The 24,806-nt window shown below is 69.6% G+C and carries 23 protein-coding genes, 1 tRNA gene and 2 pseudogenes; 14 read left to right on the top strand and 12 right to left on the bottom strand.

Annotated elements, in window-relative coordinates:
* Positions 1 to 161: 161 nt before the first annotated feature.
* From acs to ACFY0P_RS42525, 5 genes and pseudogenes are all read left to right on the top strand, one after another.
* Positions 162 to 2,120: an acetate--CoA ligase gene (gene acs / locus ACFY0P_RS42545; protein WP_388926444.1), complete on the top strand. Its 1,959-nt coding sequence runs from the start codon at positions 162 to 164 to the stop codon at positions 2,118 to 2,120.
* Positions 2,121 to 2,313: 193 nt separating this feature from the next.
* Positions 2,314 to 3,765 (top strand): annotated as a pseudogene (gene nhaA / locus ACFY0P_RS42540) (Na+/H+ antiporter NhaA).
* Between the two features lie 135 nt (positions 3,766 to 3,900).
* The gene (locus ACFY0P_RS42535; RefSeq protein ID WP_388926441.1) at positions 3,901 to 4,389 is read left to right on the top strand and encodes a phage holin family protein; all 489 of its coding nucleotides are present in this window, start codon (positions 3,901 to 3,903) and stop codon (positions 4,387 to 4,389) included.
* Positions 4,386 to 5,306: an alpha/beta fold hydrolase gene (locus tag ACFY0P_RS42530; RefSeq protein WP_388926438.1), complete on the top strand. Its 921-nt coding sequence runs from the start codon at positions 4,386 to 4,388 to the stop codon at positions 5,304 to 5,306. The genes ACFY0P_RS42535 and ACFY0P_RS42530 overlap by 4 nt, the downstream gene beginning before the upstream one ends.
* 258 nt (positions 5,307 to 5,564) lie before the next feature.
* Positions 5,565 to 5,744 carry a hypothetical protein gene (locus ACFY0P_RS42525; protein ID WP_388926435.1) on the top strand — a complete coding sequence of 60 codons (180 nt, stop codon included), beginning with the start codon at positions 5,565 to 5,567 and terminating at the stop codon, positions 5,742 to 5,744.
* A gap of 36 nt (positions 5,745 to 5,780) precedes the next feature.
* On the opposite strand, the gene ACFY0P_RS42520 is transcribed toward ACFY0P_RS42525, so the two are convergent.
* The 3 genes from ACFY0P_RS42520 to nth all read right to left on the bottom strand — a co-directional run bounded on the left by ACFY0P_RS42520 (position 5,781) and on the right by nth (position 8,882).
* Complete coding sequence (locus ACFY0P_RS42520; protein ID WP_388926432.1) at positions 5,781 to 6,980, bottom strand: MarP family serine protease; 1,200 nt, start codon at positions 6,978 to 6,980, stop codon at positions 5,781 to 5,783.
* Between the two features lie 119 nt (positions 6,981 to 7,099).
* Positions 7,100 to 7,807 (bottom strand): NUDIX hydrolase, encoded by a 708-nt coding sequence (locus ACFY0P_RS42515; protein ID WP_388926429.1) that lies wholly within the window; start codon positions 7,805 to 7,807, stop codon positions 7,100 to 7,102.
* A 97-nt stretch (positions 7,808 to 7,904) separates the two neighbouring features.
* Positions 7,905 to 8,882 (bottom strand): endonuclease III, encoded by a 978-nt coding sequence (gene nth / locus ACFY0P_RS42510; protein WP_388926426.1) that lies wholly within the window; start codon positions 8,880 to 8,882, stop codon positions 7,905 to 7,907.
* A 276-nt stretch (positions 8,883 to 9,158) separates the two neighbouring features.
* On the opposite strand from nth, the gene ACFY0P_RS42505 reads away from it, so the two are divergent.
* Complete coding sequence (locus tag ACFY0P_RS42505) at positions 9,159 to 9,833, top strand: Crp/Fnr family transcriptional regulator (RefSeq protein ID WP_018547939.1); 675 nt, start codon at positions 9,159 to 9,161, stop codon at positions 9,831 to 9,833.
* A gap of 96 nt (positions 9,834 to 9,929) precedes the next feature.
* Positions 9,930 to 10,760 carry a nucleotidyltransferase gene (locus ACFY0P_RS42500; protein WP_388926423.1) on the top strand — a complete coding sequence of 277 codons (831 nt, stop codon included), beginning with the start codon at positions 9,930 to 9,932 and terminating at the stop codon, positions 10,758 to 10,760.
* Between the two features lie 5 nt (positions 10,761 to 10,765).
* On the opposite strand, the gene ACFY0P_RS42495 is transcribed toward ACFY0P_RS42500, so the two are convergent.
* From ACFY0P_RS42495 to ACFY0P_RS42480, 4 genes are all read right to left on the bottom strand, one after another.
* Positions 10,766 to 11,632, bottom strand: a complete 867-nt coding sequence (locus ACFY0P_RS42495) for an MBL fold metallo-hydrolase (protein ID WP_388926420.1) — start codon at positions 11,630 to 11,632, stop codon at positions 10,766 to 10,768.
* 2 nt (positions 11,633 to 11,634) lie between these two features.
* Positions 11,635 to 12,510 (bottom strand): NUDIX hydrolase, encoded by an 876-nt coding sequence (locus ACFY0P_RS42490; RefSeq protein WP_388926417.1) that lies wholly within the window; start codon positions 12,508 to 12,510, stop codon positions 11,635 to 11,637.
* Positions 12,511 to 12,628: 118 nt separating this feature from the next.
* Positions 12,629 to 13,093 carry a RidA family protein gene (locus tag ACFY0P_RS42485; RefSeq protein ID WP_388926414.1) on the bottom strand — a complete coding sequence of 155 codons (465 nt, stop codon included), beginning with the start codon at positions 13,091 to 13,093 and terminating at the stop codon, positions 12,629 to 12,631.
* Positions 13,093 to 13,248, bottom strand: a complete 156-nt coding sequence (locus ACFY0P_RS42480) for a DUF4177 domain-containing protein (RefSeq protein WP_181806301.1) — start codon at positions 13,246 to 13,248, stop codon at positions 13,093 to 13,095. Before ACFY0P_RS42480 ends, ACFY0P_RS42485 begins: the two co-directional genes overlap by 1 nt.
* A gap of 107 nt (positions 13,249 to 13,355) precedes the next feature.
* Here ACFY0P_RS42480 and ACFY0P_RS42475 point away from each other — a divergent pair, with 107 nt between their 5' ends.
* Positions 13,356 to 14,333 (top strand): ArsA family ATPase, encoded by a 978-nt coding sequence (locus ACFY0P_RS42475; RefSeq protein WP_388926411.1) that lies wholly within the window; start codon positions 13,356 to 13,358, stop codon positions 14,331 to 14,333.
* A complete protein-coding gene (locus ACFY0P_RS42470; protein ID WP_388926408.1) occupies positions 14,330 to 15,721 on the top strand; it encodes an ArsA family ATPase in 1,392 nt (463 codons plus the stop codon). Before ACFY0P_RS42475 ends, ACFY0P_RS42470 begins: the two co-directional genes overlap by 4 nt.
* 11 nt (positions 15,722 to 15,732) lie before the next feature.
* On the opposite strand, the gene wblA is transcribed toward ACFY0P_RS42470, so the two are convergent.
* The gene (gene wblA, locus ACFY0P_RS42465) at positions 15,733 to 16,071 is read right to left on the bottom strand and encodes a transcriptional regulator WblA (RefSeq protein WP_132856581.1); all 339 of its coding nucleotides are present in this window, start codon (positions 16,069 to 16,071) and stop codon (positions 15,733 to 15,735) included.
* A 549-nt stretch (positions 16,072 to 16,620) separates the two neighbouring features.
* Here wblA and ACFY0P_RS42460 point away from each other — a divergent pair.
* The gene (locus ACFY0P_RS42460) at positions 16,621 to 18,897 is read left to right on the top strand and encodes a transglycosylase domain-containing protein (protein WP_388926405.1); all 2,277 of its coding nucleotides are present in this window, start codon (positions 16,621 to 16,623) and stop codon (positions 18,895 to 18,897) included.
* 82 nt (positions 18,898 to 18,979) lie between these two features.
* Here the strand turns inward: ACFY0P_RS42460 and ACFY0P_RS42455 are convergent, their stop codons facing one another.
* Positions 18,980 to 19,447 (bottom strand): GatB/YqeY domain-containing protein, encoded by a 468-nt coding sequence (locus ACFY0P_RS42455; protein ID WP_388926402.1) that lies wholly within the window; start codon positions 19,445 to 19,447, stop codon positions 18,980 to 18,982.
* Between the two features lie 103 nt (positions 19,448 to 19,550).
* Between ACFY0P_RS42455 and ACFY0P_RS42450 the strand changes: the two genes are divergently transcribed.
* From ACFY0P_RS42450 to ACFY0P_RS42440, 3 genes are all read left to right on the top strand, one after another.
* On the top strand, positions 19,551 to 20,477 hold the full coding sequence (locus ACFY0P_RS42450; RefSeq protein WP_388926399.1) for a metallophosphoesterase: 927 nt from the start codon (positions 19,551 to 19,553) through the stop codon (positions 20,475 to 20,477).
* A 134-nt stretch (positions 20,478 to 20,611) separates the two neighbouring features.
* Entirely contained in the window at positions 20,612 to 21,373 is a 762-nt protein-coding gene (locus tag ACFY0P_RS42445) for a Pr6Pr family membrane protein (protein WP_388926396.1), read from the top strand.
* A 73-nt stretch (positions 21,374 to 21,446) separates the two neighbouring features.
* Positions 21,447 to 21,520: transfer RNA gene (locus ACFY0P_RS42440), tRNA-Pro, on the top strand.
* A gap of 97 nt (positions 21,521 to 21,617) precedes the next feature.
* On the opposite strand, the pseudogene ACFY0P_RS42435 reads toward ACFY0P_RS42440, so the two are convergent.
* Positions 21,618 to 21,869 (bottom strand): annotated as a pseudogene (locus ACFY0P_RS42435) (tyrosine-type recombinase/integrase); the annotation flags it as partial.
* Between the two features lie 178 nt (positions 21,870 to 22,047).
* Here ACFY0P_RS42435 and ACFY0P_RS42430 point away from each other — a divergent pair.
* On the top strand, positions 22,048 to 22,482 hold the full coding sequence (locus ACFY0P_RS42430; protein WP_388926394.1) for a hypothetical protein: 435 nt from the start codon (positions 22,048 to 22,050) through the stop codon (positions 22,480 to 22,482).
* A gap of 1,311 nt (positions 22,483 to 23,793) precedes the next feature.
* Here ACFY0P_RS42430 and ACFY0P_RS42425 read toward each other — a convergent pair.
* A complete protein-coding gene (locus ACFY0P_RS42425) occupies positions 23,794 to 23,967 on the bottom strand; it encodes a hypothetical protein (protein WP_382718003.1) in 174 nt (57 codons plus the stop codon).
* Positions 23,968 to 24,297: 330 nt separating this feature from the next.
* Complete coding sequence (locus ACFY0P_RS42420) at positions 24,298 to 24,567, bottom strand: barstar family protein (RefSeq protein WP_388926391.1); 270 nt, start codon at positions 24,565 to 24,567, stop codon at positions 24,298 to 24,300.
* Between the last annotated feature and the right edge of the window lie 239 nt (positions 24,568 to 24,806).

The following is a 24,806-nucleotide window of genomic DNA, read 5'->3' as shown; positions in this document are numbered from 1 at the left end:
CCCCGGCCCTACCCCGCCTCACCCCGTCAGCCCCGGCCCCACCCCGCCTCGCCGATCCTGATAGGTCTAAACCAATTATTCGGCGGCCCTTGTCACCGGGGCCCCAGGTCTGATGAGCTGTGGCCTGGGACACAACGGACACCCTTCGAAAGGGAGATGTCGTGAGCAACGAAAGCCTGGCCAACCTCTTGAGGGAGGAGCGACGCTTCGCGCCGCCCGCTGACCTGGCCGAGAACGCCAATGTCACGGCCGAGGCGTACGAACAGGCCAAGGCTGACAGGCTCGGCTTCTGGGCCGAGCAGGCCCGCCGGCTGACCTGGGCCAAGGAGCCGACCGAGACGCTGGACTGGTCGAACCCGCCGTTCGCCAAGTGGTTCAAGGACGGCGAGCTCAACGTCGCGTACAACTGCGTGGACCGGCATGTGGAGGCCGGGCACGGCGACCGGGTCGCCATCCACTTCGAGGGCGAGCCCGGCGACAGCCGTGCGATCACCTACGCCGAGCTGAAGGACGAGGTCTCCAGGGCGGCCAACGCCCTGCTGGAGCTCGGAGTTCAGAAGGGCGACCGGGTCGCGGTCTACATGCCGATGATCCCGGAGACGGCGATCGCGATGCTCGCCTGCGCCCGGATCGGCGCCGCGCACTCCGTGGTGTTCGGCGGCTTCTCGGCGGACGCGCTCGCCACCCGTATCCAGGATGCGGACGCCAAGGTCGTCATCACCTCCGACGGCGGCTACCGGCGCGGCAAGCCGTCCGCGCTCAAGCCGGCCGTGGACGAGGCGATCGGCAAGGTGGACAACGTCGAGCACGTGCTGGTCGTGCGCCGCACCGGGCAGGAAGTGGCCTGGGACGACTCGCGGGACGTGTGGTGGGACGAGATCGTCGAGCGGCAGTCGGCCGAGCACACGCCGGAGGCGTTCGACGCCGAGCACCCGCTCTTCATCCTCTACACGTCCGGTACGACGGGTAAGCCGAAGGGCATCCTGCACACCTCGGGCGGCTACCTCACCCAGGCGTCGTACACGCACTGGGCGGTGTTCGACCTCAAGCCGGAGACGGACGTGTACTGGTGCACGGCCGACGTCGGCTGGGTGACCGGCCACTCGTACATCGTGTACGGGCCGCTGGCCAACGGCGCGACGCAGGTGATGTACGAGGGCACCCCGGACACCCCACACCAGGGCCGGTTCTGGGAGATCGTGCAGAAGTACGGGGTGACGATCCTGTACACGGCGCCGACGGCGATCCGCACGTTCATGAAGTGGGGCGACGACATCCCCGCGAAGTTCGACCTGAGCAGCCTGCGGGTGCTCGGCTCGGTCGGTGAGCCGATCAACCCCGAGGCGTGGATCTGGTACCGCAAGCACATCGGTGCCGACCGGACGCCGATCGTGGACACCTGGTGGCAGACCGAGACCGGCGCGATGATGATCTCGCCGCTGCCGGGAGTCACCGCGACGAAGCCCGGTTCCGCGCAGACCCCGCTGCCCGGCATCTCGGCGACGGTCGTCGACGACGAGGCGCACGAGGTACCGAACGGCGGTGGCGGCTACCTGGTGCTGACCGAGCCGTGGCCGTCGATGCTGCGCACGATCTGGGGCGACGACCAGCGGTTCCTGGACACGTACTGGTCCCGGTTCGAGGGCAAGTACTTCGCCGGTGACGGTGCGAAGAAGGACGACGACGGTGACATCTGGCTGCTCGGCCGGGTGGACGACGTCATGCTCGTCTCCGGGCACAACATCTCGACCACCGAGGTGGAGTCGGCGCTGGTGTCCCATGCGTCGGTCGCCGAGGCGGCCGTGGTCGGCGCGGCGGACGAGACGACCGGTCAGGCGATCGTCGCCTTCGTGATCCTGCGCGGCACGGCGAACGCCGAGGACGAGGGGCTGGTCGACGAGCTCCGCAACCACGTGGGCGCCACGCTCGGCCCGATCGCCAAGCCGAAGCGGGTGCTGCCGGTGGCGGAGCTGCCGAAGACCCGCTCCGGCAAGATCATGCGCCGGCTGCTGCGCGATGTCGCCGAGAACCGCCAGCTCGGCGATGTCACGACGCTGACCGACTCGACGGTCATGGACCTCATCCAGGCGAAGCTGCCCGCGGCGCCCAGCGAGGACTGACCCCGACCGGCACGGCCCTGAAAGGGCGCCCGGCGCGAAACGCGCCGGGCGCCCTTTTTGCACCTACCGTGAAACTCACCTGACAACTCCCACCACACCTTAGGCAAACTAAGCAAAGTAACGTGGCCTCAAGGTGTGCCGGGAAGTCTGGTCGGCAAGTAGCCCTGTCCTGCCCACCGACCGGAGGTCCCCCGTGTCCGCGCCCCGCACCGCCCCCGTCCAAAAGGTCCTCGGCCGGCTCTCACTGCCCGAGCGGACCATCGTGGCGGACGCGCTGCGGACCGAGACCGTCGGCGGTGTGCTGCTGCTCGTCGCCGCGATAGCCGCGCTGGTCTGGGCGAACATACCCGCGCTCCACCACAGCTACGAGAGCGTCGCCGACTTCCACTTCGGCCCCGGCGCCCTCGGCCTGGACCTCTCCGTCGCCCACTGGGCCGCCGACGGCCTGCTCGCCGTCTTCTTCTTCGTCGCCGGCATCGAGCTCAAGCGCGAACTGGTCGCCGGCGACCTGCGGGACCCGAAGGCGGCCGTCCTCCCGGTGGTCGCCGCGCTGTGCGGGATGGCCGTACCGGCGCTCGTCTACACCCTCACCAACCTCTCCGGCGGCGGTTCCACGCAGGGCTGGGCAGTGCCCACGGCCACCGACATCGCCTTCGCGCTGGCTGTGCTGGCGGTGATCGGCACCTCGCTGCCGGGCGCCCTGCGCGCCTTCCTGCTCACCCTCGCGGTCGTCGACGACCTGTTCGCGATCCTGATCATCGCGATCTTCTTCACCGAACGCATCGACTTCGCCGCGCTCGGCGGCGCGGTCCTCGGCCTCACCGTCTTCTGGCTGCTGCTGCGCGGGGGCGTGCGCGGCTGGTACGTGTACGTGCCGCTCGCGGTCGTGATCTGGGCGCTGATGTACAACAGCGGCGTGCACGCGACCATCGCCGGTGTCGCCATGGGCCTGATGCTGCGCTGCACCACCCGCGAGGGCGAGGAGCACTCCCCCGGCGAGCACATCGAGCATCTGGTGCGGCCGTTGTCGGCGGGACTGGCCGTGCCCCTGTTCGCGCTCTTCAGCGCCGGCGTGACGGTGTCCGGAGGGGCGCTCGGGGACGTCTTCACCAAGCCGGAGACGCTCGGGGTCGTCCTCGGGCTGGTCGTCGGCAAGACCGTCGGGATATTCGGCGGGACCTGGCTGACCGTCCGCTTCACCCGGGCCTCGCTCAGCGACGACCTCGAATGGGCGGACGTCTTCGCGGTGTCCTCGCTGGCCGGTATCGGCTTCACCGTCTCGCTGCTCATCGGCGAACTGGCCTTCGCGGGTGACGCCGTCCTCACGGACGAGGCCAAGGCCGCCGTTCTCGCCGGATCGCTCATCGCGGCCCTGTGCGCCACCGTGCTGTTGAAGATACGCAACACCCGCTACCGCAGGCTGGTCGAGGCCGAGGAGCGGGACGACGACCTCGACGGCATCCCTGACGTGTACGAGCAGGACGACCCGGCTTACCACCTGCGGATGGCGGAGATCTACGAGCGGAAGGCCGCCGAACACCGCAGGATCGCAAAGGAGAAGGCCGCCTCCTAGGGGGCCGGCGGGCGTGACGCGCTTGCCGAAGTGCCGGACGGGGCAGGCGAGCAGGGCGGCCGTCCGGCATGATCTGACGAGACGGTACAAAAAGACCGGCACAAAAAGACCGGTACAAGAATCCGGTGCAGGAAGACCTGTCCAGGACGACCGGTGCAAGAAAACCGGTGCAGGACGACGATGACGAAGACGCAGAGGGAGACCGCGATGAGCGCACCCGACGGCAGCCCGGTCGGTGCCGAACGCAGCATCGGCCAGCTGTTCGCCTCGGCCACGGCCGAGATGTCGGCGCTGGTGCACGACGAGATCGCGCTGGCCAAGGCCCAGCTGAAGCAGGACGTCAAGCGGGGCGCGACGAGCGGCGGCGCGTTCTCGGCGGCCGGGGTGCTGCTGCTGTTCTCCCTGCCCATGCTCAACTTCGCGCTGGCGTACGGCATTCGGACCTGGAGCCACTGGAATCTCGCGATCTGCTTCCTGCTCTCCTTCGCGGCGAACGTCCTGGTGGCCGTCGTCCTCGCGCTGATCGGCGTGGTGTTCGCGAAGAAGGCCAAGAAGGGGCAGGGCCCGCAGAAGGTGGCCGCGTCCATGAAGGAGACCGCGGGCGTCCTGCAGAACGCCAAACCGCATCCGCGCCCGGAACTCCCCCAGGACGACGTGCGCGCCATCGAGGCGGCTGTGGGACGCTCGTCGTCATGACGGACCCCGCTCCCTCGGCCGTACGGCTGGAGGGCCCCTGGACGCACCGGGACGTCGCCGCGAACGGCGCCCGCTTCCACATCGCCGAGCTCGGCGACGGACCGCTGGTCATGCTGGTGCACGGCTTCCCCCAGTTCTGGTGGACCTGGCGGCACCAGCTGGTCGCGCTCGCCGACGCGGGTTTCCGGGCCGTCGCCATGGACCTGCGCGGCGTCGGCGGCAGCGACCGCACCCCGCGCGGCTACGACCCGGCGAACCTCGCCCTCGACATCACCGGCGTGATCCGCTCCCTGGGTGAGCCGGACGCCGCCCTGGTCGGCCACGACCTGGGCGGCTACCTGGCGTGGACGGCGGCCGCGATGCGCCCGAAGCTGGTACGACGGCTCGCGGTGGTGTCCATGCCGCACCCGCGGCGCTGGCGCTCGGCGATGCTCCGGGACCGCCGGCAGACCGCCGCCGCCTCCTACATCTGGGGCTTCCAGCGGCCCTGGATCCCCGAGCGGCAGCTCACCGCCGACGACGGGGCACTGGTCGGGCGGCTCATGCGGGACTGGTCCGGGCCGCGGCTGCCGGACGACGAGGCCGTGGAGACGTACCAGCGGGCCATGTGCATCCCGTCCACCGCGCACTGCTCGATCGAGCCGTACCGCTGGCTGGTGCGCTCGCTGGCGCGCCCGGACGGCATCCAGTTCAACCGCAGGATGAAGCGCCCGGTACGCGTCCCGACCCTGCATCTGCACGGCTCCCTGGACCCGGTCACCCGCACCCGCAGCGCGGCCGGCTCCGGCGAGTACGTCGAAGCGCCGTACCGCTGGCGGCTGTTCGACGGGCTCGGGCACTTCCCGCACGAGGAGGACCCGGTCGCGTTCTCCACCGAGCTGGTCAACTGGCTCAAGGATCCGGAGCCGGACCGTTGAAGTGACATTGCGCTCCGACCGGCCGGGGGTCCGGGGGGTCATCCCCCGGACAGCACAGCCCGCACGAGGAGGACCCGGTGGGCACCCCCGAACTGGTCAACTGGCTGAAAGAACCCGAACCCGATCGGTGACCGCGCCGATGCGCCCGGTATCCGGATCTGCACACCTGTTCTACGAACGGCCACATGCCCGGCGCATAGGCCGATTGGGGGGCGCGCGGGAGGTTATCGACCTTGGGGCAGGGGCAGACGTCGGGGTATGGGCTGGACGCACGACTACAGTGACGCACCCCGCAACCGCCGTACGACAGGCGGCCCGAACCCCTACCGAGGAGCCGCCCCGCAGCTGCCGGGCACGGACCTCAGGGTGGGGATTCCGCACATCCTGCGCCGCCGGGCCCGCTGGGTCTCGGTACGTCTGCGCCATACCCGCGGCTGACACCCCGAAGGACCCCGTAGTACCCGGACGGGGCTCCTAGAGGGCGCAGCTGTCGGTGCCCACCTGCTGGCTCGCGGTACGGCCCCGGGCGATGTCCGCCCGGATCTCGCCGGCCGTGAGGGCGTACCCGGTGTCTGCGTCGTCCAGTGACTTCGCGAAGACGACCCCGTACACCCTGCCCTCGGGCGTGAGCAGCGGGCCGCCGGAGTTGCCCTGGCGGACGGTCGCGTACAGCGAGTAGACGTCACGGCGGACGGTGCCGCGGTGGTAGATGTCCGGGCCGTTGGCCGTGATCCGGCCGCGCACCCGGGCGGGCCGGACGTCGTACGAGCCGTTCTCCGGGAACCCGGCGACGATCGCGCTGTCGGTCGTGTCCGCGTCCTTGACGGAGAACTTCAGGGATTTGGCCCGCAGGTTCGGCACGTCCAGTACCGCGATGTCGCGCTGCCAGTCGTAGAGGACGACCTTGGCGTCGTACTTGCGCCCCTCGCCGCCGATCTGGACGGTGGGCTCGTCGACGCCGCCGACCACGTGGGCGTTGGTCATGACGCGGCGGTCGGCGAAGACGAAGCCGGTGCCCTCCAGGATCTTGCCGCAGCTCTGCGCGGTGCCCGTCACCTTGACGATGGACTGCTTCGCGGTGGTGGCCACCGCACTGTTGGCGAGGGCCGGGTCGGGCGGCGAGACGTCGGTGATCGGCTCGTTCGCGAAGGGGCTGAAGACCTGCGGGAAGCCGTTCTGCGCGAGGACCGCGGAGAAGTCCGCGAACCAGGTGTCGGCCTGGTTGGGCAGCGCTCTGGACACCCCGAGCAGCACCTTGGAGTTGCGTACCTCCTTGCCGAGCGTCGGCAGGGTGGTGCCGGCGAGGGCGGAGCCGATCAGCCAGGCGACCAGCAGCATCGCCACCACGTTGACCAGCGCGCCGCCGGTGGCGTCCAGGGCGCGGGCCGGGGACCAGGTGATGTACCGGCGCAGCTTGTTGCCCAGGTGGGTGGTCAGGGCCTGGCCGACGGAGGCGCAGACGATGACGACGACCACGGCGACGACCGCGGCGGTCGTGCCCACCTCGGCGTTGTCGGTCACCGCGTCCCAGATCACCGGCAGGACGTACACGGCGACGAGCCCGCCACCCAGGAAGCCGATCACCGACAGGATGCCGACGACGAACCCCTGGCGGTAGCCGACGATCGCGAACCACACGGCGGCGACCAGCAACAGGATGTCCAGCACGTTCACCGAGTCAAGCCTCGCCTCGTCGCTTCGCGGTCTCTACAGGTCATCCGGGGGCCCGGCCCGCCGCGAAGCGGCAATCGGACACGGCGTCCCCCGGATGACACAGCACGGTGGACACCCTGTCATGACCGCCAGTCGAGCGGGACCAGCTTCTCGCGGTCCCAGGAGCGCTCCCATCCCGCATAGTGCAGCAGTCGGTCGATCACCCCGGCCGTGAACCCCCACACCAGGGTCGATTCGACCAGGAATGCCGGACCTCGGTGGCCGCTGGGGTGCACGGTGGTGGCCCGGTTGGCCGGATTCGTGAGATCCGCCACGGGGACGGTGAAGACCCGCGCCGTCTCGTTCGGATCGACCACGCCCACCGGCGTCGGCTCGCGCCACCAGCCCAGCACCGGGGTGACCACGAACTTGCTCACCGGGATGTACAGCCTGGGCAGCACCCCGAACAGCTGGACGCCGGCCGGATCCAGCCCGGTCTCCTCCTCGGCCTCGCGGAGAGCGGCCCGCAGCGGCCCGTCGGCCTTCGGGTCGCCGTCCTCGGGGTCGAGGGCGCCACCGGGGAAGGAGGGCTGCCCGGCGTGCGAGCGCAGCGAACCGGCCCGCTCCATCAGCAGCAGCTCGGGGCCCTGCGCTCCCTCGCCGAACAGGATCAGCACGGCCGACTGCCGCCCCGCCCCGTTCTCCGGCGGCAGGAAGCGGCTCAGCTGGAGCGGCTGGACCGTCTCGGCGGCCCGCACCACCGGGCCCAGCCATTCGGGCAGGCCCTCCTTGCTGAGCACCACGCCCCCGCGTGGACCGTCCGTCTGCGCCCTGCTGCTGTGTGTCATGGCATCCCCCGTCCTGCCCTGCTCCCCCGTCCTGCCCGCTCCAACGCCCGAAGTCTCCTTGATCGTTCCGTTCTCCGTCCCTGAGAGGGCCCCTGGGTCATGTCCCTGATACGGCGCCCAGCGGCGGCGCCGGCCGGCCGCCCGCGTCCAGATACGCCTGCGGCGGCTTGAGCCGCTGGCCGGGGAAGCCGCCCTTCTCGTACTTGAGCAGCTTCTTCGCCTTCTCCGGGTCGGTCTCGCCCTCCCCGTAGGCCGGGCAGAGCGGGGCGATGGGGCAGACGCCGCAGGCGGGCTTGCGGGCGTGGCACATCCGACGGCCGTGCCAGATCACGTGGTGCGAGAGGTCGGTCCAGTCGCTCTTGGGGAACAGCGCGCCGACGGCCGCCTCGATCTTGTCGGGGTCGGTCTCCGCGGTCCACCGCCACCGCCGGACCAGGCGCTGGAAGTGCGTGTCCACGGTGATGCCGGGGCGCCCGAAGGCGTTGCCGAGCACGACGAACGCGGTTTTGCGGCCGACGCCGGGCAGCTTGACGAGGTCGTCGAGCCGCCCCGGCACCTCGCCGCCGAACTGCTCGACAAGCCCCTTGGAGAGCCCTATCACCGACTTGGTCTTGGCCCGGAAGAACCCGCAGGGGCGCAGGATCTCCTCGACCTCCTCCGGGTTGGCGGCGGCCAGGTCCTCGGGGGTGGGGTACTTCGCGAACAGCGTCGGGGTGGTCTGGTTGACCCTGAGGTCGGTGGTCTGGGCGGACAGCACCGTGGCGACCAGGAGCTGGAAGGGGTTCTCGAAGTCCAGCTCGGGGTGGGCGTACGGGTAGACCTCGGCGAGCTCGCGGTTGATCCGACGGGCCCGGCGGACGAGCGCGGTCGGCGACTCGGGCTTCCCGGTCGGCTGCGGCTTCTCGGCGGCGGCCTTCTCGACCGCCGCCTTCTTGGCCACCGCCTTCTTGGCCACCGCCTTCTTGGCCACCGCCTTCTTGGCCACCGTCTTGGCCGGCGCCTTCTTCACGGCTTTCGCCGCTTTTGCCGCCTTTTTCGGTTCACCGGAGACGGCATCGGACCCTTGTTCGCCCACAGCGGAATCACCTCGTACAACCACCCGCCCAGCCCCCTTGGCCTGTGCTCTCACCGGCGATTTGGACACCCGGCCAGCCTAAAGCCCGGCACCGACATCCGCCCCGGACCCGGAAGATCAGCCCCCGATTGGACCCCTGCCGCTTACCCAGGCACACCTGTGCGGCATCCTTGTGACAGATCACACTGTTTGGACGGTCCGGCAAAATGGGGAGCACGGTCCCCTGGTACCAAGGGGGAGCAAGATCCCCTGAGCAGGTCGACAAGGAGAGAACTCGTGGACGACGTTCTGCGGCGTAACCCGCTCTTCGCGGCGCTCGATGACGAGCAGTCCGCGGAGCTGCGTGCCTCCATGAGTGAGGTGACCCTCGCCCGTGGCGACTCCCTGTTCCACGAGGGCGACCCGGGCGACCGGCTCTACGTCGTCACCGAGGGCAAGGTCAAGCTTCACCGCACCTCCCCCGACGGCCGCGAGAACATGCTCGCCGTCGTCGGCCCCGGCGAGCTGATCGGCGAGTTGTCGCTGTTCGACCCGGGCCCGCGCACGGCGACCGCCACCGCGCTGACCGAGGTCAAGCTGCTGGGCCTCGGCCACGGCGACCTCCAGCCCTGGCTTAACGCGCGCCCCGAGGTGGCCACCGCCCTGCTGCGTGCCGTCGCCCGCCGGCTGCGCAAGACCAACGACGCCATGTCCGACCTGGTCTTCTCCGACGTTCCTGGCCGGGTCGCGCGCGCCCTGCTGGACCTCTCCCGCCGCTTCGGCGTGCAGTCCGAGGAGGGCATCCACGTCGTCCACGACCTCACGCAGGAGGAGCTGGCCCAGCTGGTCGGCGCGTCCCGCGAGACCGTGAACAAGGCGCTGGCGGACTTCGCCCAGCGCGGCTGGCTGCGCCTGGAGGCGCGGGCCGTGATCCTGCTGGACGTCGAGCGGCTGGCGAAGCGGTCCCGGTAGGCGCCGGATTTCTGGGGGCTGCCGCCCCCAGACTCCCGCATCATCGGCCTCCGGCCTCGTCCTCAGTCGCCGGACGGGCTCAGAGATGGTTGCCCCATGCCTGAAACGGTCCCGTCCAGAGGCCTCGACCCCCTGGGCTTCATCGAGCGCGAGGGCTCGCACGCGCGCGTGCCGCACGTCTTCCGCCCCGTGGTCGCCGCCGCCCGCGACCGGCTCCTGGACGTCTTCGGGGCGCGGCTGGACAGCGCCTACCTCTACGGCTCGATCCCGCGCGGCACCGCGCGGGTGGGGCGCAGCGACCTGGATCTGCTGGCCGTCCTGCGGGCGGAGCCGACCGACGCCGACCGGACGGCGGCCGACGCGCTCGCCGAGGCCGTCGACAAGGAGTTCCCTGAGATCGACGGGGTCGGGATCCTGCTCGACTCACGGGAACGGCTGCTCAGCGAGGACGAGCGGTACGACGGGGGCTGGTTCGTGGCCTGCCTGTGCACCCCGCTGCTCGGGGAGGACCTCGCCGAGCTCCTGCCCCGGTACCGCCCCGACTCGCTGCTCGCCCGCGAGACCAACGGCGACCTGGCCGGGTTGCTGCCGCGCTGGCGGGAGCGGATCGCGGCCGCGGGCGACACCGAGGAGGCCCTGCGGCCCCTGGTGCGCTTCATGTCACGGCGTCTGGTCCGCACCGCCTTCACCCTCGTCATGCCCCGCTGGAACGGCTGGACCAGCGATCTGCACGAGATGGCCGACGCGTTCGCCGGCTACTACCCGGAACGGGCCGAGCAACTGCGCCGCGCCGCCGAGTCCGGGTACGAGCCGGTCGGCGACCGCGTCGTACTGCGCTCGTACGTCGACGACCTGGGCCCCTGGCTCGCCACCGAGTACGCGCGCGTGCACGGCGTGAAGGCGCGCCGGCCCGAGGGCTCGGCCTAGACGGACTAGAGCTCGGACCAGAACTCGGGCTGGAGCTCGGACTGGATCAGCCCGTGCTCCGTCAGGTAGTCCAGCTGGGCGCGTACCGACAGTTCCGCCGCCGGCCACAGCGAGCGGTCCACGTCGGCGTACACGTGGGCGACGACCTCGGCGGGGCTGCGGTGGCCGTTCTCGACGGCCGTCTCGACCTGCGCCAGCCGGTGGGCCCGGTGGGCGAGGTAGAACTCGACGGCGCCCTGGGCGTCCTCCAGGACGGGCCCGTGGCCCGGCAGGACGGTGTGGACGCCGTCGTCGACCGTCAGCGACCGCAGCCTGCGCAGCGAGTCCAGGTAGTCGCCCAGACGGCCGTCCGGGTGCGCCACGACCGTCGTACCGCGCCCCAGGATGGTGTCGCCGGTCAGGACCGCGCGGTCGGCCGGCAGGTGGAAGCTCAGGGAGTCGGCGGTGTGGCCCGGGGTCGGCACGACCCGCAGCTCCAGCCCGCCGGTCGTGATCACGTCACCGGCCGCCAGGCCCTCGTCGCCGAGCCGCAGCGCCGGATCGAGGGCACGCACGCGCGTGCCGGTCAGTTCCGCGAAACGCACGGCGCCCTCGGCGTGGTCCGGGTGGCCGTGGGTGAGGAGGGTGAGCGCGATGCGTTTACCGGCCTTCTCGGCGGTGTCGACGACGTTCTTGAGATGGCCGTCGTCCAGCGGACCCGGGTCGATCACCACGGCCAGGTCGGAGTCGGGCTCCGCGACGATCCAGGTGTTGGTGCCGTCCAGGGTCATCGCGGAGGCGTTGGGCGCCAGCACGTTGACGGCCCGCGCGGTGGCGGGGCCCGGGAGGACTCCGCCGCGCGGCTGGCCGGGCAGGGCTGCTGCGTCCGTCATGGTCAGGCTCCACCGGTCGTCAGGTCGGTCGGTATGTGCTTGGTGAACTCGTCGTGGCCCGGCCAGCTCAGGACGATCTCGCCGTCCGCCACCCGGGCGCGGGCCAGCACCGGGGTCATGTCCCGCGCGGGCGCCGCCGCGAGCGTCTCCGCTGCCGTCGCGTACGGCAGGAGCTGGCGCAGGGTGGCGATGGTGGGCGGCATCATCAGCAGCTCGCCCTTGTCGTAGCCGACGGCGGCCTCCGCCGGGCGGATCCACACCGTGCGGTCGGCCTCCGTGGAGGCGTTGCGGGTGCGCTGGCCCGCGGGCAGCGCGGCGACGAAGAACCAGGTGTCGTAGCGGCGGCTCTCGAACTCAGGGGTGATCCAGCGCGTCCAGGCGCCCAGCAGGTCCGAGCGCAGGACCAGGCCCCGCCGGTCCAGGAACTCGGCGAAGGACAGGTCGCGGGCGACCAGGGCGGCACGGTCGGCCTCCCAGTCGTCCCCGGTGGTGTCGCCGACGACGGCGTCCGGGGCGGGACCGGCGAGCAGCACACCCGCCTCCTCGTACGTCTCCCGGACGGCCGCGCAGACGATCGCCTGGGCGCCCGACTCGTCGACGCCGAGCCGGGCGGCCCACCACGCGCGCGTGGGGCCCGCCCAGCGGACCTGGTGGTCGTCGTCGCGCGGGTCGACGCCGCCGCCCGGATACGCGTACGCGCCTCCGGCGAAGGCCATGGAGGCGCGTCTGCGCAGCATGTGGACGACGGGACCGTCCGGGGTGTCCTTCAGGAGCAGCACGGTGGCCGCACGCTTCGGGGCCACCGGCACGAGGGTGCCCTCCGCGTGTGCGCGGATGCGGTCCGGCCACTCGGGGGGATACCACTGTCCATCGGCCATTACCGGAGGCTATCCCGTAGGGAGCGAATGTTCGAGGGGGCTTCGGCGGGCCACGGCGCCACGGCTACGGCTACGGCCGTGGCTTTGACCGTGACTTTGGCCGTGGCCGTGGCCGTGGCTACGGCTGCAGCTCGACCTGGACCTCGACCTCGACCGGCGCGTCCAGCGGCAGCACCGCGACGCCCACCGCGCTGCGCGCGTGCACGCCCTTGTCGCCGAGGACCTCGCCGAGCAGTTCGCTGGCGCCGTTGATCACGCCCGGCTGCCCGGTGAAGTCGGCCGCGGAGGCGACGAAGCCGACGACCTTCACCACGCGCGCGATCCGGTCCAGGTCGCCGGCGACGGACTTCACGGCGGCCAGGGCGTTCAGCGCGCAGATGCGGGCCAGCTCCTTGGCCTCCTCGGCGGTGACCTCGGCGCCGACCTTGCCGGTGACCGGAAGCTTGCCGTCCACCATCGGCAGCTGGCCGGAGGTGTAGACGTACGCACCGGACCGCACGGCCGGCTGGTAGGCGGCGAGCGGCGGGACGACCGCCGGCAGCGTGAGACCGAGTTCGGCCAGCTTGGCCTCGACGGCGCTCATCAGGGCTTCTCCCGCTTCAGGTAGGCCACGAGCTGCTCGGGGTTGGGCCCGGGCACCACCTGGACGAGCTCCCAGCCGTCCTCGCCCCAGGTGTCCAGAATCTGCTTCGTGGCATGGACGAGCAGCGGCACGGTTGCGTATTCCCACTTGGTCATGTGGCCGACTGTATCCGCTGTGACGGACGGGACACGTGGCCCACCGCACGCACGGTTATCCACAGCCTCCCGCGTGAGTGTCCGGCCGACTGGTTAGTCTCGAAGATGTGAGCAGGCTCCAGGTCGTCAGCGGCAAGGGCGGGACCGGAAAGACGACGGTCGCCGCCGCACTCGCGCTGGCCCTCGCGACCGAGGGGAAGCGGACGCTTCTCGTGGAGGTCGAGGGTCGGCAGGGCATCGCCCAGCTCTTCGAGACGGAGGCGTTGCCCTACGAAGAGCGGAAGATCGCCGTCGCGCCGGGAGGCGGTGAGGTCTACGCGCTCGCCATCGATCCCGAACTGGCCCTTCTGGACTACCTCCAGATGTTCTACAAGCTCGGCGGGGCGGGCCGGGCGCTGAAGAAGCTCGGCGCGATCGACTTCGCCACCACCGTCGCGCCCGGCCTCAGGGACGTGCTCCTGACCGGCAAGGCGTGCGAGGCGGTGCGCAGGAAGGACAAGGCCGGGCGGTTCATCTACGACTACGTCGTCATGGACGCCCCGCCGACCGGCCGCATCACCCGCTTCCTGAACGTCAACGACGAGGTGGCCGGGCTCGCCAAGATCGGCCCGATACACAATCAGGCGCAGGCCGTGATGCGGGTGCTGAAGTCCAAGGAGACGGCCGTGCACCTGGTCACCCTGCTGGAGGAGATGCCGGTCCAGGAGACCGCCGACGGCATCGCCGAACTGCGTGCCGCGCGGCTGCCGGTGGGCCGGGTCATCGTGAACATGGTCCGGCCGGAGGTGTTGGACGCCGCCGACCTGGAACTCGTACGGAGGGTGCCGCGCACCGCCGTGGCGCAGACGCTGTCGGCGGCCGGGCTCGGCGGGGCACGGCGCGGCGGGAAGGCCGAGCAGCTGGTGGACCCGCTGCTGGCGCAGGCGGCCGAGTACGCCGAGCGGTACGCGCTGGAGCACGAGCAGCGCGCGGTCCTCGCCGAGCTGGACCTGGAGCGGCACGAACTGCCGCTGCTCGCCGAGGGGATGGACCTCGCGGGCCTGTACGAACTCGCCACCGAGCTGCGGGAACAGGGGATGTCATGACTCCGGATCCGGACCCGGCCAAGGACCCTGCCAAGGACCCTGCCAAGGAACCGGCGCAGGACGGCGCACGCCGGCTGGCCCACGCCCCCGCGCTCGACGTCGATCCGCTGCTCGACGACCCGGACACCCGGATCGTGGTGTGCTGCGGATCGGGCGGCGTCGGGAAGACCACCACCGCGGCGGCCCTGGGCCTGCGCGCGGCCGAACGCGGCCGCAAGGTCGTGGTGCTGACCATCGACCCGGCCAGGCGGCTCGCCCAGTCCATGGGCATCGACTCGCTGGACAACGTGCCGCGGAAGGTGAAGGGCACCGAGGGCCCCGGCGAACTGCACGCCATGATGCTCGACATGAAGCGCACCTTCGACGAGGTCGTGGAGGCGCACGCGGACGCCGAGCGGGCGGCCGCCATCCTGGCCAACCCCTTCTACCAGTCGCTCTCGGCGGGCTTCGCGGGCACGCAGGAGTACATGGCGATGGAGAAGCTGGGCCAGCTGCGGGCCCGGGACGAGTGGGACCTGATCGTGGTCGACACCCCGCCCTCCCGCTCCGCCCTGGACTTCCTGGACGCGCCGAAGCGGCTCGGCTCCTTCCTGGACGGCCGGCTGATCCGCCTGCTGACGGCCCCCGCGAAACTCGGCGGCCGCGCGGGCATGGCCTTCCTGAACGTCGGCATGTCGATGATGACCGGCACGCTCGGCAAGCTGCTCGGCGGGCAGTTGCTGAAGGACGTACAGACGTTCGTGGCGGCGATGGACACGACGTTCGGTGGGTTCCGCACGCGCGCGGACGCGACGTACAAGCTGCTTCAGGCGCCCGGTACGGCGTTCCTGGTGGTGGCGGCTCCGGAGCGGGACGCGCTGCGCGAGGCCGCGTACTTCGTGGAGCGGCTGGCCGCGGAGGACATGCCGCTGGTCGGTCTGGTCCTCAACCGGGTCCACGGCAGCGGCGCCGACCGGCTGTCGGCCGAGCGTGCGCTCGCCGCCGCGGAAAATCTTGAGGAGCCCCGCATTGTGGATCAGGGGGGCGGGAAAGCTGGACTTCGTAACTCTCCCGACACGTACGGCAGTTCTGAATCACCCGCGCCCGTGCCGTCCGAGTCCCGGCCCGACGGATCCCCCTCGTCAGGGCCCGCGGACACCACTGACGAATCCCCCTCGTCAGAAAGCCCGGACCGCACCGTCGACCAGCTCACCGCAAGCCTGCTGAGGCTGCACGCCGAGCGCATGCAGCTGCTCTCCCGCGAGCAGCGCACACGTGACCGCTTCACCGCACGCCACCCCGAGGTGGCCGTGGTGGAAGTGGCCGCGTTGCCCGGCGATGTGCACGACCTCACGGGGCTGCGGGACATCGGTGACCGGCTCGCGGCCGGCCGGCCGGAGCTGCCGTAGACCTGTCCGGTCTAGCTCACGGCCGCGTAGTTCTCGTACACCTCGTCGCTGTCGAGGGGGACGATTCCGGTCCCCCGCTCGTACTCCGAGCGCGCTGTCTCCAGGAGCCTGCGCCAGGAGGTCACGGTGGGCCGCCTGCGCAGCAGTGCGCGACGCTCCCGCTCCGTCATGCCTCCCCACACGCCGAACTCGACGCGATTGTCCAGCGCGTCGGCCAGGCATTCCGTGCGTACCGGACATCCGGTGCACACCGCCTTGGCCCTGTTCTGCGCTGCTCCTTGAACGAACAGTTCATCCGGATCGGTAGTGCGGCAGGCAGCCTGCGCACTCCAGTCGGTTACCCAGCCCATACCGGCGCCGTCCTCTCCCGAATCGAGGCTCCCCCACGGCGGCAGCGGCATATTCACCGCCGCCAGTTGAGGACGTTACGGAAGGTGGGCACAGCGCAACACCCCCTTCGGGCCCAATCTTGAATGGCCCGAACGGACTATGGGTAAGCGGCAGATCACCCGCGGGAGTGAGCTGACGACATGCGTGATGATCGCGGCAAACCGGGACAGCCGTGGCGCGCCACAACGGACGCCGAGTGACACACGAGGCGGATTCGGACACACCATCAACACATCACCCGAAAAAAAGTGGGCAGGTTCCGGAACGATTCGGGGTCGCCGGACGTATTGATACGTGGCCGCACTGCTGTGACAGTTGAGAGCAGCTTAGGCCAAGGCCTGTACGCGTGTCCGGCGAATGGCAAGGTAGACCGTTCATGTCGTCGTGCCGTGCGCCGAGTCACGCCGGCTCCGCGGGACCTGGTCCTGTATGTCACGATCCGGCACTTGAACATCCCGAGAGCAGCCCGCTCTCCCGGAATGCTCATCCCTACGGATTAGGCTGCCCCCATGCCAAAGAAGCGCTCGGGCGGTGGTCTGTCGACCACGCAGCAGGCCGCCAAGTTCCTCGGTGTCAGTGTGCTCGCGGGAGCCGTGATGGCGGGCATCGCGCTGCCCGCGGCCGGGGCCCTGGGTCTCGCGGCCAAGGGTTCGGTACAGGGCTTCGACGAGATCCCGGCCAACCTGAAGAGCCCGCAGCTCAGCCAGCGCACCAGGATCCTGGACAGCAAGGGCAACCAGATCGCCCAGGTCTACTCCCGTGACCGCACGGTGGTGGACCTCAAGGACATCTCGCCCTACATGCAGAAGGCGATCGTCGCGATCGAGGACTCGCGCTACTACCAGCACGGCGCCATCGACCTGAAGGGCGTGCTGCGCGCGCTGAACAAGAACGCACAGAGCGGCGGGGTCGCCCAGGGCGCGTCCACGCTCACCCAGCAGCTGGTGAAGAACTACTTCATCGAGGAGGCCGGCGACGACCCGACCAAGGTCGCCGAGGCCACCCAGCAGACCCTCGGCCGCAAGGTCAAGGAGCTGAAGTACGCGATCCAGCTGGAGGAGAAGCTCGGCAAGAAGAAGATCCTCGAGAACTACCTGAACATCACCTTCTTCGGCGAGCAGGCCTACGGCGTCGAGGCCGCCTCCCAGCGCTACTTCTCCACGCACGCCAAGGACCTCAACCTCCAGCAGTCGGCCCTGCTCGCAGGCATCGTGCAGTCGCCGAGCCGCTACGACCCGGTCAACGACGAGGCCGAGGCCACCAAGCGGCGCAACGTGGTGCTGGAGCGCATGGCCCAGCTCGGCGACATCTCCCAGGCGGAGGCCGACAAGGCCAAGGAGGCCCCGCTCGGGCTGCACGTCACCCAGCCGAAGAACGGGTGCATCACCGCCGTCAAGGGCGCCGGATTCTTCTGCAAGTACGTCGAGAACGTCTTCCTGACCGACCCGACCTTCGGCAAGACCCGCGAGGCGCGCGCCAAGCTCTGGAACCAGGGCGGCCTGACCATCCGTACGACGCTGGACCCGCAGGCCCAGGACTCGGTGCAGACCTCGATCAAGGACCACGTCTACAAGTCCGACTCGGTCGCGGCCGCCGCCACCCTCGTGGAGCCCGGCACCGGCAAGATCCTGGCGATGGGGCAGTCGAAGCCGTACGGCTACAACAAGAACGAGACCGAGTACAACTTCTCGGTCGACCGGGACTACGGCGGCTCCAACTACGGCTTCCCGACGGGTTCGACGTTCAAGCCGTTCGTGGCCGCGGCCGCCATCGAGGGCGGCACGCCGGCGACACAGGAGTACTCGTCGCCGTACAAGATGAACTACCCGAGCCCCGTGCAGCAGTGCGACGGCAAGCAGTGGGTCAACACGGACGGCGAGCAGGTACAGAACGAGAACGAGTCCGAGGTCGGGCCGTACCAGATGAAGAAGGCGATGGCGAAGTCCATCAACACCTACTTCGTCCAGCTGATCTCCGACATCGGTCTGTGCCCGGTGGTCAAGATGACCGACTCGCTCCATGTCCACCAGGGCGACGGCTCGAAGCTTCCGCAGACCCCGTCCATCGCCCTCGGCGCGATCGGCCTCTCCCCGCTGACCATGGCGAGCGCGTACGCCACCTTCGCCGACCGCGGCATGTACTGCACGCCGGTCGCCATCGAGTCGATCACCCAGAAGGTCGGCAACGAGCAGAAGTCGATCCCGGTCCCGAAGTCGACCTGCTCGCGGGCGATGAGCGAGAAGACCGCGGACACGATCAACACCCTGCTGCGCGGTGTGATCGACTCCGGTACCGGCCAGCAGGCCGGCCTGGACGACCGGGAGAGCGCGGGCAAGACGGGTACCACGGACTCCCGCAAGAACGCCTGGTTCGTCGGCTACACGCCCAACCTCGCGGGCGCGGTCTGGGTCGGCAGCGCCAAGCAGAACATCGAGATGACCAACATCACCATCGGCGGCGTCTACCACTCCGAGGTCTTCGGCGCCGACACCCCGGGCCCGATCTGGAAGGACGCCATGACGGGCGCCCTGGAGGGCAAGTCGGACGAGTCCTTCAACCTCGTGGACATCCCGGACGAGAACGACCACGACAAGGGCAAAGGCAACGGGAACGGCAACGGGGGCGCCGACACCGGCGGCCTGATCGGCGGTCTCATCGGCGGCGCCAACGACGGCGGCACGACGGACGGCGGCACCACCCCGACCCCGACCTTCTCCCTCCCCGACGGCTTCATCCAGGGGAACACGAACGGGGGCCGCAACGGGAACGGCGGGAACCGGGGCTGATCCTCAGCTCCGACCCGGTACGACGGCGGGGCCGCACCTCTCGGAAGAGGTGCGGCCCCGCGTCGTACCGCCAGCCGCCCGCTCAGCCCTGGAGCCGCCTCTTCACCGCGGCGGCGACCCGGCCGCCCTCGGCCAGGCCGGCCACCTTCGGGTTCACGATCTTCATCACGGCGCCCATGGCCCGCGGCCCCTCGGCGCCCGCCGCCTTCGCCTCCTCGACGGCCTGGGCGACGATCCCCTCCAGCTCGTCGTCGCTGAGCTGCTTCGGCAGGTAACCGGCGAGGACCTCGCCCTCCGCCTTCTCCCGCTCGGCACTCTCGGCACGGCCGCCCTGAGTGAAGGCCTCGGCCGCCTCCCGGCGCTTCTTCGCCTCCTTGGCGATCACCTTGAGCACCTCGTCGTCGGAGAGCTCACGCTTCTCCTTGCCCGCGACCTCTTCGTTGGTGATCGCGGCGAGCGTCATCCGGAGCGTGGCCGAGCGGAGCTCGTCCCGTCCCTTGATCGCGGCGTTGAGGTCGTCCTGCAGCTTCGACTTGAGCGTGGTGGTCATGGCACCGATTGTCGCAGGTGCCGCACGCCCGACGCCCGCCGATTTACCCGCTTCACGTACCGCCCGGTCTCTGAGCGCTCGCTCGGTCTGACACGATGGTCGTATGCGCGCTCGTTACGGAGTACCCCTGGGAGTCGCGGCGTTCGGCGCCGCGGGTGTGTTGTACGCGGCCGGCTACGAGGTCCGTTCCTTCCGCCTGCGCCGGGTGACGGTCCCGGTCCTCCCGCCGGGGATGCGCCCGCTGCGCGTGCTCCAGGTCTCCGACATCCACATGGTGAGCGGCCAGCGCAAGAAGCAGCGCTGGCTGCAGTCGCTGGCGGGCCTGCGCCCGGACTTCGTGATCAACACGGGCGACAACCTGTCCGACCCGGAAGCCATCCCGGAGGTACTGGACGCGCTGGGCCCGTTGATGGAGTTCCCCGGCGCGTACGTCTTCGGCTCCAACGACTACTACGGTCCCAAGCCCCGCAACCCCGCCCGCTACCTGCTGGAGAAGGTGAGCGGCAAGCACGGCCTGAACGGCAACCCGCCGGTCGTCGGGGCGATCCACATCGACTGGGAGGACCTGCGGGACGGCTTCGACGGTGCGGGCTGGCTGAACCTCACGAACACGAGGGGCACCCTGAAGATCGAGGGCGTCTCGGTGGAGCTGACGGGACTGGACGACCCGCACATCAAGCGCGACCGCTATCCGCAGGTGGCGGGCGGCCCGTCCGCCACGGCGGACTTCTCGATGGGCGTCGTGCACGCCCCGTACCTGCGCGTCCTGGACTCCTTCACGGCGGACAACTACCCCCTGGTCCTGGCCGGCCACACCCACGGCGGCCAGCTCTGCGTCCCCTTCTACGGCGCCCTGGTCACCAACTGCGACCTGGACGCGGACCGCGTGAAGGGCCTGTCCACGCACACCGCCGAGGGCCGCACGTCCTACCTCCACGTCTCCGCGGGCTGCGGCACGAACCGCTACACCCCGGTCCGCTTCGCCTGCCCGCCGGAGGCGACGCTGCTGACGCTGGTGGGGCGGGAGTAACCGAGGGGACTCAGCCGGAAGTGCGACCCGGGCGCCCCTGGGCGCCCGGCCCCCGCAGGGGACCGATGGAGGGAATAACCCACCCGGCGTAGACCAGCATGCCGAATATGCCCCTTTCTCCCTAATTTGGGGGCATGACGACTCCTCCGATACCCCGGGACATCCCCGATCTCCCCGCGGTCCCGGGCACGCCCGTACTGATGCCCGGATACGTTCCGGCGACGGCAGTGGTCGCCCCCGTCCGCCGCCCCCTGACCGCGGTGTTCCGCCTCCTGACGGCCGTGCTGGCGTCGGCGGGCGTGGCCCTGGAGCTGCTGCTGGGCAGCCCGGACCGGATCCTGAGCTACTTCGGAGTCCAGGCGGCGGTGCTCCTCGCCCTGGTCAGCCTCGTCTCGGCCCGCCGAGCCTGGCAGGCGGCCCGCCCCCTGCCCTCGGCCCTGACCGGCGCGGCACTCCTCTACGCCGCGATCTCGTCCTTGGTCTACCACCTGCTCCTGGGCCACACGACCCCGCCGTTCTCGATGACGGGCTCGACACACCTTCCGGTGGCCTGGCACGGCCAGTGGCTGGCCCTGCAGCTCCTCTACACGGCGGCCCCCGCGGCAGCACTCGTGGACTGGCTCGTCCTCACACCCCCGGCCCGCCTCCACCTCCGCCAGACGCCGGCGTGGATGCTGTACCCCCTGGCCTACCTGACCTTCACCCTCGTCCGGGCGGAGCTGGTCCTCCCCGGCACGCCGGGCCGCTATCTCTACCCCTTCCTGGACGCCGAGCAGCACAGCTACCGCGCCACCCTCGCCAACGCCCTCCTCCTGGGCCTCGCCTTCTACGCCCTGGCAGTCCTCCTGGTAGCCCTGGACCACACCCGCCCGAACCCGGTCGGCCGCCGCCCCTAAACCGGATTTCGTCTCCAGCCACCAGTGGGCTAAAGTAAACGACGTCGCCGCGAAAGCAGCACAGCAGCGACGCCGGGGTGTAGCGCAGCTTGGCAGCGCGCTTCGTTCGGGACGAAGAGGTCGTGGGTTCAAATCCCGCCACCCCGACAGCCGAAACAGCAGATCAACCACCTACTCACGTGAGTAGGTGGTTGATCTGTTTTGGGCTGCGTGTCTATCTGCGTGACTATCGCTTCCCGAGTGTCTACGACCGCTGTGGATCGGCGCCGAAGATCCCGTCCATGACCACCGCGCCAGTCTGGATCACGGGCCGGATCTGCTTCCGATAGACCTCCTCGGTCACGGCCGTACCCGAATGGCCGACAAGCCGGGAGATCTCCTCCAGCGGGACACCCCGGTCGGAGAGCAACGACACGAAGCTGTGCCGGAGCTCCCGGGGCGTCCACTCGTCGGCGTTGATCCCGTCGACGTCCTTGAGCGCCTGACGGATCCTGCGAGCCGAGGCCTGCACGGTGAAAGTCACCCAGGCCAGCACCCGCATCACATGGACGATCCGACCGGTGGTCTTCCTGCCGCTAGCTCATCGACAAGACGTCCACCTCCCGCCCTGTGCATACGCCTTCAGGCCCCGCGCAGGGTCCTCAACATCGGGCGTGCCTGATTAGGGTGCTTGCATGAAGGAGACGGACGGGACAAGGCGCGAGCTCAGGCAGCTTGGAGAACTTGCCGATGTGTACGACTTCCTGGAGGAAGTCCGACTCCGACCAGGTATGTGGATTCACCGCAGTTCCCTGCAGCATCTGAACTCCATGCTCATCGGCTACCGGGTCGCTTTGGGCATCCACGACATCGCGGAGCCCTTCGACTTCTGGAACCCCGGCACGCAGGGCCGCTTCTCCGAGTGGCTGTGGCAGCGCCTGGGCCGCCACTCCGCCCTCGGCTGGCCAACGGAGCTCGAGCGCGAAGCGGAGCGACTCGGCAGGCCCGTCATGGAGATGTTCTTCGAGTTCTTGGACGAGTTCCGCACTACCGATCACCAGCTTCGGGCCGAGCCAGAGACCGGCATCCGCATCCGGGCGGAAGCCCAACAGTCCCTCGCCTCAGACTGAGTTACAACTTTCTCTACTGGTCAAGCCGGCTGCGCTCCGCTCCGCCGGGCGCGCTCCCGGCTCCGCCGCGGGCGCCGCTCCTGCCTTCGGCCCGCTCCGCCCGCGCTGCGCCGACGCGCGCCCACGTGACGAGAGCCGGGTCATGAGTCGATCACCGTAGAACGCGGCCACGGTCAGAACGAGCCTCCGGCGGGGGCGCTCAGGCTCCGAGATGGCGGGGGCGCCGTTCGCGAGTGCCGGCGCGTCAGTGGCGTGCGCGGGGTGCTCCCATCCCGCCTGCCATCGACCCAGGCAGAGCCGAGCAGATGCGGCCCAGGGCGTCCAGGTCGTTCGTACAGTGGCGCGCTCCACCTGGACGCCATGAACCACGCCCGCTCCACGGTGTGTGGGCCGACGGCAGACGGGATGAGAGCTGAGGTGAGTGGTGGGTGGAGGTGAGGACGGAAGCTGCACGAACTGCCACGAAAGGGTGCATATTCGTCACTTATCAGCCCGGTAGAGCTTGATGTCCTTGTTGACGAAGAGGTGCACGTAACCGCACCTCCAGCAGATCAGGCCCGTAGCTGTCTCGTCAGCCCACGCCAACTTCATGAACTCCATCCCTGCGCTGTTGAGCAAGACACCCCGCTCTCGGAACACGTCCCCCTGGCAGACCTGGCACTTGAGCCAGACGTCCCCCAGTGCTGCACGTACCGGCTTCGCCATCGAGTGAACGCCCCCGCCCCTGCTCTCTTGTGGACAGAACGAGACTACGCAGGCGGCGCGAACCGCTCACAGCCCCCATGAGCGCTCAGTAGCGTCGTCCGCACAGGTAGGCCGCCTGCCCATCGAGAGTGCGACAGAGGGGCACACGTGCCCTTTGCGTGCCCGACCGAGCAGCGACCGGCGGGGAGCAACGGGGAACACCGGAGAGCACCCCGAGAACCCGCACGTCAGCGACTCGCCAGCTCAAGCCCGATACGCGATCTTCCAAACTGGTGCTCCGTGCCGAATGAGACAGCCCTTGTCAAGACCGCGTGCGGCGGCTGACACCAGCGGCTGACACCAACAAGCACGAACAACCGCGATCGACGCCGGACCTCAGTGGACGATCGACCGAGGCACAGGGGCCATTGGTCGACGTTGACAGACCCCCGTGATCGACCTGATAAGGATGAGGCCAGATTTCAAATCCTGTGGCCAACACGAGGCGCCGTCCCCAAACCATGGGCGGCGCCCCGCTGGCTAGCCTGGACACGGATACGGCCCCTGGTACTGCGGCTCGCTGGATGGGCATCGCGTTGTAAACGGTGCACCGATGTCATGACCTTGTTAGCCCTTGAAGGAGCCCTTGGTCCGCTCTTTCGCGCCCCGCACCCTGCCCCGCGCTTCGAGAGCGGCGCCTTTTGCGGCAAGGGTTTCCTTGTGCACCGCGTGGGCTGCCTTCCGCACGGTCTTTCCGACGACCTGTTCGGCCTTTGCCTTGGCTCTTTCTGCGGCACTCATCTCGATACCTCCACGTCACTGGCCGTGTGCCCTTGAGGCAGGGGTCACAACCACCGCAGCGACCAGCAGTCGCCTCAGCAGCATCCGCCGACCGAGCACCGAGCGTCCTTACACGCTGAGCCGCAGGTCAGAGGGTGGGCGAGGTGATTTGTTTGTGAGCGGTTTAAGAGCCTGACTTCGTCGGCCGGGCCGTCTGTGGGACGTCCGAGGGTGATCAGCGACGACCTGTGACGACCAGTAGCGACAGTCGTCCAGGGCGACAGCCGCAGGTCACCCGATTGGATCTGCGACACTGATACCACCATGCCCAAGCCCGGAGATTGCTCATCGCTAGGCATAATCAGCGACGAACTCCGGGCGGTACGCGGCTCGGTAGTTGTCGAGCGCCCGCTGAAGCATGGTGGCCCCGCGCGGAACGCCGGCCGTGAGCTGGTCCCAGCCGAGGAAGCGCACATGGTCTGGGATGCTGACCAAGCCGGTGATTGCGTCCCAGAAGGCATCCCAGTTCATGCCGTAGAAGCCCGGGAAGCCCAGCTCCCGCATCAGAAGCAGGTGCAGGGCGCGCTCGTCGGTCACCTCGCTGACGTCAATGGTGATCACGGCGACATGCTTGCACGTGGTTGCGCCGTTCTGACATCCACGAGTGACATCAACGACAGCGGACGGCGGCGACAGCCAGCAGCCGCGTGCGGCACCGGTACACGAGGCGGGCCATAGCCCGACCGGGTGGAGAACGAACTCCTAAGACGCCGTCTCATTTGGCGTGCTGGGTAGTCTGCACTGTGTGGTGATGGTTGAGCGCATGGTGCCGGACGAGTTGTGGGAACTGTTCCAGCGGG

This window comes from Streptomyces sp. NPDC001714, from assembly GCF_042892755.1.
Lineage (GTDB): Bacteria > Actinomycetota > Actinomycetes > Streptomycetales > Streptomycetaceae > Streptomyces.
The sequence above is the reverse complement of the archived record's forward strand: the minus strand, read 5'-3'. Positions and strand labels throughout refer to the sequence as shown.